The organism is Sphingomonas sp. QA11 (assembly GCF_028473665.1).
GTDB lineage: Bacteria > Pseudomonadota > Alphaproteobacteria > Sphingomonadales > Sphingomonadaceae > Sphingomonas > Sphingomonas phytovorans.
Window position 1 is genome coordinate 666,763 of record NZ_CP098774.1, and the last position, 12,694, is coordinate 679,456.

Annotated in this window: 12 protein-coding genes; 7 read left to right on the top strand and 5 right to left on the bottom strand. The window is 63.7% G+C overall.

Annotation, left to right across the window (positions count from 1 at the left end):
- Positions 1–3: 3 nt before the first annotated feature.
- From nuoL to NDN01_RS03170, 7 genes are all read left to right on the top strand, one after another.
- Positions 4–2,070, top strand: coding sequence for an NADH-quinone oxidoreductase subunit L (gene nuoL, locus NDN01_RS03140; protein WP_272625768.1), 2,067 nt, complete (start codon positions 4–6; stop codon positions 2,068–2,070).
- On the top strand, positions 2,067–3,623 hold the full coding sequence (locus NDN01_RS03145) for an NADH-quinone oxidoreductase subunit M (RefSeq protein WP_272625770.1): 1,557 nt from the start codon (positions 2,067–2,069) through the stop codon (positions 3,621–3,623). The genes nuoL and NDN01_RS03145 overlap by 4 nt, the downstream gene beginning before the upstream one ends.
- The gene (gene nuoN / locus NDN01_RS03150; protein WP_272625772.1) at positions 3,623–5,062 is read left to right on the top strand and encodes an NADH-quinone oxidoreductase subunit NuoN; all 1,440 of its coding nucleotides are present in this window, start codon (positions 3,623–3,625) and stop codon (positions 5,060–5,062) included. The genes NDN01_RS03145 and nuoN overlap by 1 nt, the downstream gene beginning before the upstream one ends.
- Before the next feature lie 47 nt (positions 5,063–5,109).
- Positions 5,110–5,805: a biotin--[acetyl-CoA-carboxylase] ligase gene (locus tag NDN01_RS03155; protein ID WP_443025231.1), complete on the top strand. Its 696-nt coding sequence runs from the start codon at positions 5,110–5,112 to the stop codon at positions 5,803–5,805.
- A gap of 23 nt (positions 5,806–5,828) precedes the next feature.
- A complete protein-coding gene (locus tag NDN01_RS03160; protein ID WP_272625774.1) occupies positions 5,829–6,611 on the top strand; it encodes a type III pantothenate kinase in 783 nt (260 codons plus the stop codon).
- Between the two features lie 127 nt (positions 6,612–6,738).
- On the top strand, positions 6,739–8,376 hold the full coding sequence (locus NDN01_RS03165) for a ribonuclease J (RefSeq protein WP_272625775.1): 1,638 nt from the start codon (positions 6,739–6,741) through the stop codon (positions 8,374–8,376).
- Between the two features lie 3 nt (positions 8,377–8,379).
- Entirely contained in the window at positions 8,380–8,664 is a 285-nt protein-coding gene (locus tag NDN01_RS03170) for a DUF1467 family protein (protein WP_272625776.1), read from the top strand.
- A gap of 45 nt (positions 8,665–8,709) precedes the next feature.
- On the opposite strand, the gene bfr is transcribed toward NDN01_RS03170, so the two are convergent.
- The 5 genes from bfr to NDN01_RS03195 form a co-directional block, all read right to left on the bottom strand.
- Positions 8,710–9,195 (bottom strand): bacterioferritin, encoded by a 486-nt coding sequence (bfr, locus tag NDN01_RS03175; protein ID WP_272625778.1) that lies wholly within the window; start codon positions 9,193–9,195, stop codon positions 8,710–8,712.
- 98 nt (positions 9,196–9,293) lie between these two features.
- Positions 9,294–9,464: a (2Fe-2S)-binding protein gene (locus NDN01_RS03180; RefSeq protein ID WP_272625780.1), complete on the bottom strand. Its 171-nt coding sequence runs from the start codon at positions 9,462–9,464 to the stop codon at positions 9,294–9,296.
- A gap of 80 nt (positions 9,465–9,544) precedes the next feature.
- Positions 9,545–10,801 (bottom strand): DUF418 domain-containing protein, encoded by a 1,257-nt coding sequence (locus tag NDN01_RS03185; RefSeq protein WP_272625782.1) that lies wholly within the window; start codon positions 10,799–10,801, stop codon positions 9,545–9,547.
- Positions 10,802–10,893: 92 nt separating this feature from the next.
- Entirely contained in the window at positions 10,894–12,453 is a 1,560-nt protein-coding gene (locus NDN01_RS03190; RefSeq protein WP_272625784.1) for a hypothetical protein, read from the bottom strand.
- Positions 12,454–12,477: 24 nt separating this feature from the next.
- Entirely contained in the window at positions 12,478–12,633 is a 156-nt protein-coding gene (locus NDN01_RS03195) for a hypothetical protein (RefSeq protein ID WP_272625785.1), read from the bottom strand.
- Positions 12,634–12,694: the final 61 nt, after the last annotated feature.

The following is a 12,694-nucleotide window of genomic DNA, read 5'->3' on the forward strand; positions in this document are numbered from 1 at the left end:
TCGTTGATCCTCCTCATCGTCTTCCTGCCGCTCCTCGCGGCCATCGTCGCAGGCCTTGGCAACCGGGCACTCGGCAACACCGTCGCCAAGGTGCTCACCACCGGCGCGCTGTTCGTGTCGTGCGTGCTCAGCTGGCTGGTCTTCATCCCTTATCTTGGCGGTGCCGAACCCAGCATCACGCATGTGCTGAACTTCATCCACTCGGGTGACCTCGACGTTGCCTGGGCGCTCCGCGTCGATGCGTTGACGGCGGTCATGCTGGTGGTGATCACCTCGGTGTCAGCGCTCGTCCACCTGTATAGCTGGGGCTATATGGCGGAGGATCCGGATCAGCCGCGCTTCTTCGCCTATCTGTCGCTGTTCACCTTCGCGATGCTGATGCTGGTGACCGCGAACAACCTGGTCCAGATGTTCTTCGGCTGGGAAGGCGTCGGTCTCGCCTCCTATCTGCTGATCGGTTTCTGGTTCAAGAAACCCAGCGCCAATGCCGCCGCGATCAAGGCATTCGTCGTCAACCGCGTCGGCGACCTTGGTTTCATGCTCGGCATCTTCGGCACCTTCCTGGTGTTCGGTACCGTCTCGATCCCCGACATCCTCGCCGCCGCGCCCGGCATGGCCGGTTCGACCATCGGCTTCCTCGGCCAGCGCTTCGACACGATGACGGTGTTGTGCCTGCTGCTCTTCGTCGGCGCGATGGGCAAGTCGGCGCAGCTCGGCCTGCACACCTGGTTGCCGGACGCGATGGAAGGCCCGACTCCGGTGTCGGCGCTGATCCACGCCGCGACGATGGTCACCGCCGGCGTGTTCATGGTCTGCCGCCTGTCGCCGATGTTCGAGACGAGTCCGTTTGCGCTCAACGTCGTGATGACGATCGGCGCCGCGACCTGCTTCTTCGCCGCGACCGTTGGTCTGGTGCAAACCGACATCAAGCGGGTCATCGCTTATTCGACCTGCTCGCAGCTCGGTTACATGTTCTTCGCCGCCGGCGTCGGCGCGTACAATGTGGCGATGTTCCACCTGTTCACGCACGCCTTCTTCAAGGCGCTGCTGTTCCTTGGTGCCGGCTCGGTGATCCATGCGATGCACCATGAACAGGACATGCGCTATTATGGCGGCCTGCGGAAACACATCCCGATCACCTTCTGGGGCATGATGGCGGGCACGCTCGCGATTACCGGCGTCGGTATCCCCGCCGTGTTCGGCAACCCGCTCGCGATCGGTTTCGCCGGCTTCCATTCGAAGGACGCGATCATTGAGGCCGCCTGGGCGGCCGGGCAGGGCGGCGCGTCGATTGTCGGCATGATCGTCGCACTGCTGACCAGCTTCTATTCGTGGCGCCTGATGTTCCTGACCTTCTGGGGCAAGCCGCGCTGGATCCAGTCGGAGCATATCCAGCATGCGGTGCATGACGCGCATGGTCATGACGATCACGGCCATGATCACGCGCACGCCCATGACGCTCATCACGACGATCATGGTCACGCCCATGGTCATGGCGACGGCACCGGCGGCTATCATCCGCATGAAAGCCCGCTGCCGATTCTGGTGCCGCTGATCGTGCTGTCGATCGGTGCAGTCGCCGCTGGCTTCGTCTTCCATGGTTATTTCATCGAGCCGACCGCGGGCGAGGAATATTGGAGGGGCAGCGTCGCCTTTAGCGAGCATCTGATGCACGAAATGCACAACGTACCACTGGGCGTGAAGCTATCCGCGACCATCGCGATGCTGCTCGGGCTATGGGGCGCCTGGATGGCCTATATCCGCAACCCGGGTTTCCCGGCGAAGCTCGCGGGGCAGTTCAGCCTGCTCTACGATTTCCTGCTCAACAAATGGTATTTCGACGAGCTCTATAACATCCTGTTCGTCCGCCCCGCTTTCGCCCTCGGTCGCCTCTTCTGGCATCGTGGCGACGAGAAGACGATCGACCGCTTCGGTCCCAACGGTTCGGCCTGGGTCGTCGCGTTCGGCTCGCGGGTCGCCGGCAGGATCCAGACCGGATATGTGTACACCTATGCCTTCGTCATGCTGATCGGCCTGACTGCCGCCGTTACCTGGGCGATCACACGATGAGCGGTTTCCCCATCCTTTCCGTGATGCTCGCGATCCCCGCGATCGCAGCCGTCGCGTGCCTGTTCGTCAGCGCGAATACCGCGCGCTGGGTCGCGCTGATCGCGACCCTGGTCGATCTGGTGCTCGGCATCGGCCTCTGGGCGCAGTTCGATATCGGCGGGCCGCAATGGCAGTTCGTCGAGGCGCACGAGAACCTGTTCGGCCCGATCGGCTGGAAGCTCGGCATCGACGGCTTCGCGCTGATGCTGATCATGCTCAGCGTGTTCCTCATGCCGATCTGCATCGGCGCGAGCTGGGTCGCGATCGAGAAGCGCGTCCAGGAATATATGTGCGCGTTCCTCGTCACCGAATTGCTGATGATCGGCACCTTCGCGGCGCAGGACCTGTTCCTGTTCTACATCTTCTTCGAAGCCGGCCTGATCCCGATGTACCTGATCATCGGCATCTGGGGCGGGGCGAACCGGATCTACGCGTCCTACAAATTCTTCCTCTACACGCTGCTCGGCTCGGTGCTGATGTTCATCGCGATGTTGTGGATGGTGCAGTTCGCCGGCACCGCCGACATCCCGACCCTGCTCAACACCGATTTCCCGCTTCACGCGCAGACCTGGCTATGGCTTGCCTTCTTCGCGTCCTTCGCCGTGAAGATGCCGATGTGGCCGGTCCACACCTGGTTGCCCGACGCGCACGTTCAGGCACCGACCGCCGGTTCGGTCATCCTGGCGGGTGTGCTCTTGAAGCTTGGCGGTTATGGCTTCCTGCGCTTCTCGCTGCCCATGTTCCCGGAGGCTTCGGCCGAGTTCGTCTGGCTGGTGTTCGGCCTGTCGGCGGTGGCGGTGATCTATACCTCGCTTGTCGCGCTGGTGCAGTCCGACATGAAGAAACTGATCGCCTATTCCTCGGTCGCGCATATGGCGATCGTGACGATCGGCCTGTTCGCCTTCAACCGCCAGGGCATCGAAGGCGCGATGATCGTCATGCTCAGCCATGGCCTGGTCTCGGGCGCGCTGTTCCTGTGCGTCGGGGTCATCTACGACCGGCTGCACACCCGTGAGATCGACCGCTACGGTGGCCTTGCGATCAACATGCCGAAATACGCGCTGTTCTTCATGCTGTTCACCATGGCATCGGTCGGCCTGCCTGGTACCAGTGGTTTCGTCGGCGAGTTCCTGTCGCTGGCCGGTACGTACAAGGTGTCGACGACCATCACCCTGTTGTGCACCACGGGGATCATCCTCGGCGCCGCCTATATGCTTTACCTCTACCGCCGCGTCGTGTTCGGCGATCTGACCAAGGATGACGTGCGCGCAATGCCCGATCTCTCCCTCCGCGAAATCGCGCTGCTCGCCCCGATTGCGGCAGTGGTGCTGTGGATGGGTGTCTATCCGGAGAGCTTCCTCGCTCCGATGCGCGGTGATGTCGCTACGCTGGAGGCGCGCATCGCGCGCGCCGCGCCCGCCGGCGATTCCCTGCCGACGGCAGGCAAGCCCGTCGCACCTGCTGCCCATCACGGGGCCGCTGCACCGGAAGCGCATCATGGGGGGGCACACTGATGAACTCCTCGCTGCTCATGGTGCTACCGGAACTGGTGCTGACCGCCGGCGCGCTGATCCTGATGCTGGCCGCCGCCTGGGGCGGGCAGGGTTCGACCAGGTCCATTTCCTGGACGTCCGTCGCCGTGCTGCTCGGTGCCGCCATAGCGCTCTGCGGCCCGGCTTCGTCGGGCGGGGATGCCTTTGACGGTCTCTATCGCGCCGATGCCTTCGCCGCCTTCGCCAAGGTGTTGATCTATATCGCCGCCGCCGTGGCGATCGTCATCGCGCCTCGCTTCTTCCAGCAGAGTTCGGGCGATGATCTGCGTCCCGAATATCCCGTCCTGATCCTGCTTTCGGCGATCGGCATGGGCATGATGGTGTCGGCCGGCGACCTGCTGACCCTTTATGTCGGTCTCGAACTGCAGAGCCTTGCCGCCTATGTGCTGGCGAGCTTCATGCGTCGCGACACGCGCTCGGCCGAGGCCGGCCTCAAATATTTCGTGCTGGGTGCACTGGCGAGCGGCATCCTGCTCTACGGCATCAGCCTGGTTTATGGTTTCAGTGGCACGACACTCTTCTCGCTTATCTCCGACGCTTATGAGGCAGGGCATTCGATTGGTCTGACCTTCGGCCTGGTGTTCGTCTTCGCCGGTCTCGCTTTCAAGATCAGCGCGGTGCCGTTCCACATGTGGACGCCCGACGTGTACGAAGGCGCGCCGACCCCGGTGACGACCTTCTTCGCTTCTGCCCCCAAGGTAGCGGCGATGGCGCTCGCGGTGCGCGTCGCGGTCGAGGCGATGGGCCCGGCGACCGATCAATGGCGCCAGATCGTGATCTTCGCATCGCTTGCCTCGATCATCTTCGGGGCGGTCGCGGCGATCGGCCAGAGCAACATCAAGCGCCTGCTCGCGTACAGCTCGATCAACAATGTCGGCTTCGCGCTGGTCGGTCTCGCGGCCGGCACGGCTGAGGGTGTATCGTCGGTGCTGGTCTATCTGACCATCTATGTTGCGATGACGCTGGGCAGCTTCCTGGTCGTCCTCCAGATGCGCGGCGAGGACGGCCAGCCGGTCGAGAGTATCGCCAGCCTGTCGGGCATGTCGAAGACGCGTCCGGCCCTGGCCCTGGCCTTGGGGCTGTTCATGTTCAGCCTCGCGGGCATTCCGCCGCTGTTCGGCTTCTATGCCAAGTTCGCGGTGTTCCAGGCGGCTGTCGGCGCGGGGCTCTTCCCGCTCGCGGTGGTCGGTATCGCCGCGTCGGTGATCGGTGCCTATTATTATCTGCGCGTGGTCAAGACGATGTATTTCGACGATCCCGCGCCAGCCTTCGCGCCGGCCGGCAGCCGGGTCGAGGGTGGCCTGATCTTCCTCACCGCGGCGTTCATTTCGCCCCTCGGCTACCTTGCCATTCCGTGCCTCGGCGCATGGAGCATGGCCGCCGCCAAGGCGCTGTTCTGACGCATACGATCCGTACCGTCGAGGAGACGGGGTCTACCAACGCCGACATGCTGATGCTTGCCGGCGGCGGGGCAGGCGAGGGCTTGTGGCTCCGCGCCCAGCGGCAGACCGGCGGACGGGGGCGGCAGGGCAGGGCCTGGTCGTCGCCCGAGGGAAACCTCTACGCATCGACACTGGTTCGAATCCGGCCTGGGGACCCGCAGGCGGCCACACTCGCCCTCGTGGCGGCGGTGGCGCTGGAAGAGGTGGTGCGGGCCTACCTGCCTTCCTCGTCTCCCCATCTTCGCGACGAAATTGCGGGGAGCAGCGGTCTCACTATCAAATGGCCCAACGACCTGTTGCTCGACGGTGCGAAGCTCTCCGGTATCCTCCTGGAGCGTACGGGAGACGCGGTGGTCATCGGCATGGGCGTCAATCTCGCGCACTATCCGACCGATCTCGAACGCCTCGTCACCAGCCTGGCCGCGCATGGAGCCGCGCCCAATCCGGCCGATTTTCTCGAAACTCTCGCCGACGCCTTCGAACGCTGGCTCGGCATCTGGCGCGTTGAAGGTCTCGCCCCGGTCCGTGCCCGGTGGCTCGAACGCGCACATCCACCCGGGACAGCGCTCACCGCCCGCCTGCCCGATGGCAGCGCCCTGGATGGTCTATTCCAGGGGCTGGATGGTGAAGGTGCGCTCATCCTGCGCTTGGCGGACGGATCGAGCCGTGTCATTCACGCCGCCGACATCTTCCTGATCTGATAACGGAAGGGATAGGGGTTCGCATGCTGCTCGCAATCGATGCCGGCAATACCAACGTGGTCTTCGCGCTCGTCGACGGCGGCACGATCAAGGCGCGGTGGCGCATTGCGACCGATCCGCGCCGAACCGCCGACGAATATGCCGTCTGGCTCAGCCAGCTCCTGACGCTCGAAGGCTATGACCGCGGCGCGGTCACCGGCGTGATCATCGCGACGGTCGTCCCGCGCGCACTCCACAATCTTCAGACGCTCGCGCGCAAGTATTTCGGTGGCGAGCCGCTGGTCGCCGGCCAGCCGCCGGTCGAATGGGGGATGCAACTCGACGTGGAAGAGCCCCACGCGGTCGGTGCGGATCGCGCGGTCAACATGATCGCCGCGCACGCCCTCCACGCCGGCGACCTGATCACGATCGATTTCGGCACTGCCACCACTTTTGATTTCTCCGACTTCAACGGTGCCTACAAGGGCGGCATCATCGCGCCCGGCATCAACCTGTCGCTCGACGCTCTCGTCACCGCCGCGGCCAAGCTGCCGCGCATCGCGATCGAGGCGCCCGCCAATACCAGCGTCATCGGCCGTGACACGGTCAGCCAGATGCATATCGGCATCTATTGGGGCTATATCGCGATGATCGAGGGGCTTGTGGCTCGCATCAAGGCCGAGGTCGGTCGTCCCGTGAAGGTGATCGCGACTGGCGGCCTCGCCACGCTTTTCGAGAAGCAGACCGATGTTTTTGACGTGATCGAGCCCGACCTGACCATTCAGGGGCTGGCGATGTTGTGGGATCGCGCCCATATAAGCACCTGAACAATCATTCCCGCCAGAGCGGGAACATCATTCCTCCCCCCTCACCACGGCGTCGATACGCCGATGACGCATGAGCCGGGAGCCCCCATTTCCGGGGATGACGAACCAAGAAAGAACAGAAACCTACGTGACTCCCAACAAAGAACTCCTTTTCCTTGCGCTTGGCGGCTCGGGCGAGATCGGCATGAACGTCAATCTCTATGGCTGCCACGGCAAGTGGCTGATGGTCGATTGCGGCATCACCTTTGCTGATCCGCAATATCCCGGGATCGATGTGATCCTGCCCGATCTCGCCTTCATCGAGGAGCAGATCGACAATCTCGTCGGCATCGTGCTGACTCATGGTCATGAGGACCATATCGGGGCGCTGCCCTACCTCGCCGAGGATCTTGGCGTACCGCTTTACGCGACGCCCTTCACCGCCGGCCTCATCAGCGGCAAGCTCGAGGAAGAGGGCAATGCCGACCGCGTGCGCCTCAACGTCGTGAAGCCGGGCCAGCGGGTCGATATCGGCCCGTTCGGCGTGAATTTCGTGCCGTTGTCGCACTCGATCCCGGAAGCGAACGCGCTGCTGATCGACACGCCCTATGGCCGCGTGTTCCACACCGGCGACTGGAAGCTCGATACCGCGCCTGTGCTCGGCAAGCCCGCCACGCCTGAACAGCTCGAAGCGATCGGGGACGAAGGCGTGCTCGCGCTCGTCTGCGATTCGACCAACGTGTTCAACCCCGAGCCCTCGGGTTCCGAGGCGGAGGTGCGTGTCGGCCTGGCCGAGGTGATCGCCAAGGCCAGGGGCCGGGTGCTGGTCACGACTTTCGCCTCCAACGCGGCGCGGCTGCACACTCTCGGCCAGGTCGCCCGTGAGACGGGGCGAAAGCTTTGCGTACAGGGCCGTTCGCTCGATCGCATTATGAAGGTCGCCCGCGCGACCGGGTATCTCAAGGATTTCCCGGAAACCGTCGAACCCGATGCAGCCATGCGCCTGCCGCGCAACAAGGTCCTGATCGTCGCGACCGGCGGGCAGGGCGAGGAACGTGCCGCGCTCGGGCGTGTCGCCGCGGGCTCGCACCCGATCAGCCTCGATGCCGGTGACACGGTCGTCTTCTCGTCGAAGCAGATCCCGGGTAACGAGGTCGCGATCGGACGGATCCAGAATCAGCTCGCGGCCAGAGGCGTCGAAATGATCACCGAGCGCCAGGCGCATGTCCATGTCTCCGGCCATCCGGGCCGCCCGGAACTCGCGGCGATGTACCGCTGGATCCGGCCCGAGATACTGATGCCGGTGCATGGCGAGATGCGCCATCTGATGGAGCAGGCACGTTTCGGCCTGTCCGAAGGCATTCCGCGGGCGCTGGTGCAGACCAATGGTGAGATCGTCCGGCTTGCCCCCGGCGCGCCCGAGAAGCTCGGCCATGCCCATGTCGGCCGGCTGGTGCTCGATGGCGACGTGATCCTGCCGGGCGACGGCGCGACGATCAACGAGCGTCGCAAGCTGGGCCTGTTCGGCCAGATGTCGGTGGCGGTGGCGATCGATCGCGGCGGGAAGATGATCGGCACGCCGCAGATCAGGCTGCAGGGCATCCCGGTCGAAGAGGATCGCGATCCCTTCCTCGAAGAGGCGATCGGCGCCGTCATCGAGGCGACCCGCAAGGGCGGCCGCGACCGTGACAAGCTGCGCGAGGATATCCGCCTTTCCGCCCGTCGCGTGGCGACGCGCTGGACGGGCAAGAAGCCGATCGTCGACGTATTGCTGGTCGAGGCCTGATCCATGCGCTGGCCATCGATGCTCGCGATCTATTTCCTGTTCTGGGCCTTTTCGGTCTTCCTCGTCCTGCCCTTCGGGGTCAGGACGGCGGATGAAGCGGGAACTGAACGCGTGCCCGGCCAGGCCGAAAGCGCCCCCCACGAATTCCTCGTCGGGCGCACCGCGCTTCGCGTGACGATCGTCGCGACGATCCTGTTTGGCATCTTCGTGGCCAATTATCATTATGGCTGGGTCACGCCGCAGACGCTGGACTTCTACGGACTGTCGAACGAGGCGGCTCAGGACTGAGCGCAAAAAAAGCCCCTTCCCGAAAGGAAGGGGCTTAGAAATCGCTCAGCCTTCGTCGTCGGCCGATTTGCTCTGCAGCTGGACGTAGTTGGCAATGCCCATGCGCTCGATCATCTCGAACTGGCGCTCGAGCGTGTCGACATGCTCTTCCTCGCTGTCGAGGATCCGCCGGAACAGGTCGCGGCTGATATAATCGCGGACTTTCTCGCAATGCTCGATCGCGTCGCGGAGCAGGGGCAACGCCTCCATCTCAAGCGCGAGATCCGCCTTTAGCACCTCCTCGACGGTCTCGCCGATGCGCAGGCGCCCGAGCAGCTGGAAATTGGGCAGGCCGTCGAGGAACAGGATTCGCTCCGACAGCATGTCCGCATGCTTCATCTCGTCGATCGATTCGTGCTTCTCGAACTCGGCGAGCTTGCGCACGCCCCAGTGATCGAACAGCCGATAGTGAAGCCAATACTGGTTGATCGCGGTCAGCTCGTTCTTGAGCGCCTCGTTCAGATAGTCGATGACCTTGGGGTCGCCCTTCATTGTCGTGTCTCCGTAATGCCCGCGCAATCTAGCGCAGAACACGGACTCCGAACAGGCGAAAAATGGCGGAAATCTGCGGTTTTCTGGGCTTGCGAACGCTACGCAGCCGCACGTTCCTCATCGATAATGGCTCGCGCGAACGGCACGCACTGGCCGCATTTCGGCTGCCGGCCGAGCGTCCGATAGGCCTGGCACGCGCTTTTCGCGCCGCTGCGCGCAGCCTCGCGGACATCCTGCTCACGAATCGCATTACAGATACAAACGACCATGGGTGCTCCCTCGCCTGACCCCTGATCTAGGGCTAATGCGAACCAGTCGCAAGGGCTTTTGCGGATTGATCGCAAGAAGCTTAATTGGTCATGGCGGGCCCTCGCATCGGCTGCAACCGCATTCGCGCGAGCGATCGCCACAGCCATTCGAGCGGGCCGAATCGGAAGCGTTCAAGCCATGGCTTCGACCAAAGCAGCATCAGCGCCCAGACCGCGAACACGATCGGATAGAGTTGGGCCCGTGACAGATGGCCGTAGAGGCCGAGGCCGTAGCCGTAGAAGATAGTGGAGCAGAGGATGCTGGTGCCGAGATAGTTGGAAAAGGCCATGCGCCCCGTCGCTGCCAGTCGTGCGGCGATCGCGCCGCCTGAGCGTGACAGCAGGACGATCAGGCAGGCCCAGCCGACGATCATCAATGGCCGGAACACCGTTGGCAGCATCAGCGTGCCGAGCACCAGCGGGAACATCGCGAAACCCTGCGAGGCGATATACCAGGCGAGCGCGGCGGAGATGGGGATTCCGATCCCGAAGCCGATGAGAATCCAGCGCACATATCGCCTTCGATCCCATTCGCCGGTGAGCATCCCCGATTTGAGGCACGCCATGCCTAGCAGCATATAGCCCAGCGTTTCGGCCCCGACGAAGATCAGCGTGCGAAGCGTCGTCGGCAATGCCTCGTTCAGCCGGTGCGCAGCCAGCGCGGAATAAGGCCCGCGATTGAGCGCCAGATCCTTCGCCAGCTCGTTTGCAGTCGGTATGCCGAACCCGCTTCGGAATTCCTGATATTGGCGAATGGTGTCCGCGCTCGGCTTCGGTGTCTGCATCGCGATGTCGCTGGCGTATACGCTCATCGTCACCGAAGAGACCATTGCGAATTCAGTCAGCAGCAGGATGATGGCGATCGCGACCAGCTTGTGCGGCTCTGTCTTGCGGAACAGGTAGGCGATGCAGCCGATCAGCGCATAATGGTGGAGGATGTCGCCCCACCACAGCAGGATCATATGGGCTTCGCCGAACAGGAACAGCCAGAACATCCGCCCGAAATGCACCCTGGCCGGGCTTTCGTCCTTGGCGGTCGCCCGGTCGATGACCAGCAGCGTCGACGCCCCGAACAGGAAGGAGAACAGCCCCCGCATCTTGCCGTCGACCAGGATGAAGTTGAATGCCCACACCGTCAGGTCGATGCCCTTGTGTCCGCCAAAGGCAGCGGGGTTGATATAGGCCACCTCCGGCATCGCGAAGGCGACGATATTCATGATCAGGATACCCATCACCGCGACCCCGCGGATCACGTCGAGCGTCGCGATCCTGCGCGGCCTGATGGCAGGCGCCGGCATTCCCTGATTCGTCGTCACGCAATTCCCTTGCCGCATCATATTTTGCGCCGTGCCCAAGGGCCTGTCGGATCGCCGTTCCGACGGCAAGGGGATCATTCGGCTTCGTGACCGTCGAAGAAACAGCCTGTCGTCAGTATCAGGAACAGGAAACCGAAATCGGCACTCGGGAGGGCCTCGATATCACCGGCAAGCGCGGCCAGCAGGCGGTCGCGGTGGATCATCTCCGGGTCGAAGATGGGTGATCGCAGGAGCATCGCCTGCAGGTAGTCGCGGTGCTCGATAATGCCCCGCAGTGCGACATCGCGAAAGCTTTCCTTCACGTAACTTTTCTCGAAGACCGGGTTGCCCAGGCGCTCGCTCAGCAGGCGCCGCAGCACCGTTCGGTCGCGGCGATATTCCCACGGCAGGCTTGCGGTGAAGCGCGCCAGCACCGGGTTGATATAGGGGTAGATCGGCCAGATCCCCCGTCGCAGCAGGCGCTGCGATCGGCCCGCGGCCGATAGCCAGCTCGTATCGGCCACCAGGCCCCGCAGCCCCGCGCCCGCTCCCTCCCGCGCGAGCTCGCGCCCATGTTCGGTGAGGTAGGCATGTCGTTCCGGCGGTGACTCGCCGTCGTCGTCCGGCTCTTCTCCCAGATACACCGCATAAAGTTCGTCTCCGCCAAACCCGCTGACGAGTGTATCGATGCCGGCGCGGTAGAGCAGGTCGAAGATGGTTTCGAAAATCTCCGGATAGCTTTCATCCTGCGGCCAGACGCCGAACTGGCCGCGCCGCGCGCCGCGCGGGCTGAACGGGAGGAAACGGCTCGCTGGCAAGGCGATATCCTCGAACCCGCAATGATCGCACAGCAACTGTCGCCGCTCGCGTTGTGCGTCGCCCATCGCGCCGTCGAATTGCGCACCGTAGCTGAGCAACCCTGTCCCCCATATGTCGGCCGCGGCCAGCCCGACCAGCGCCGAATCCATGCCGCCGCTGAGTTCCACCGCCAGCTGTCGCGGGTCGACGTCGCGCGCCGCCAGCAGTGCCTTGACCGTATCGAACAGGAGGTTTTCGGCCGATGCTCCTTGGGACAGCGTCTGCGCGCCCGGCATTTCCGCCGGGGCGGGCAGGTGAGCTTCGATGCTCTGGCCCCGTGCAACGAGACGCGCGCCCGCGAGGGAGCGATACAGTCCCGTGACGAGCGTTTCCGGAGTATAGGGTGCCAGTCCGGCGATATGGGCCATCAACCCGGGCCAATGGATCGGGGCTTGGGTATCGCGCAGGAGCCGCGTGCAATCCCAGTCGATCGCGAGACGTCCCGAAGCGGCGCGGAGATAGACCGGGGCGGAATGTATCTGCGACGTTTCATAGGATATGGTGCCGTCGACCCTGTCGAGGGTCAGGAGCGCCCAGTCCAGCAGGTGGGACCGGATATCGTCCAGCCGCTCGGCAATCGCGCGCCTGTCATTGAGGCGGATATGGTCGAGACCCTGAGGATCGTCGCGAAACCGCTCCATGCAGGCGACGGAGATCGTCGTACCGGTCTCGATCACGAGACTGCGCAACATCCTGTGCGCGAACGGGGTGATGCGGGAACTGCCTAAAGAAAGGCTCCCGCCGACGATGTCGACGGGAGCCTTCAGGTCCGAAAAGGCGATGTCGGCCGCGAACATGGTCGAACGGCCGTTCTTCCGGGGTCAGCCGCCGCTGCCGCGCCCCGTGAAGATCGCATCATAGGGTTCATAGGGAGTCTTGCGGGCGACCGTCGTGCTCTCGCGCGCGGTTTCCTGGACGATCGCCTTGCCGAGAATATCAAATTGCATCCGTAAGGCTTTCGAATCGACAGACTTCATGGCTTCTCTCCTTGAAGGATGCCGAATGCTACGGCCGGGCCCTGTCGTCCGCAATGCGATC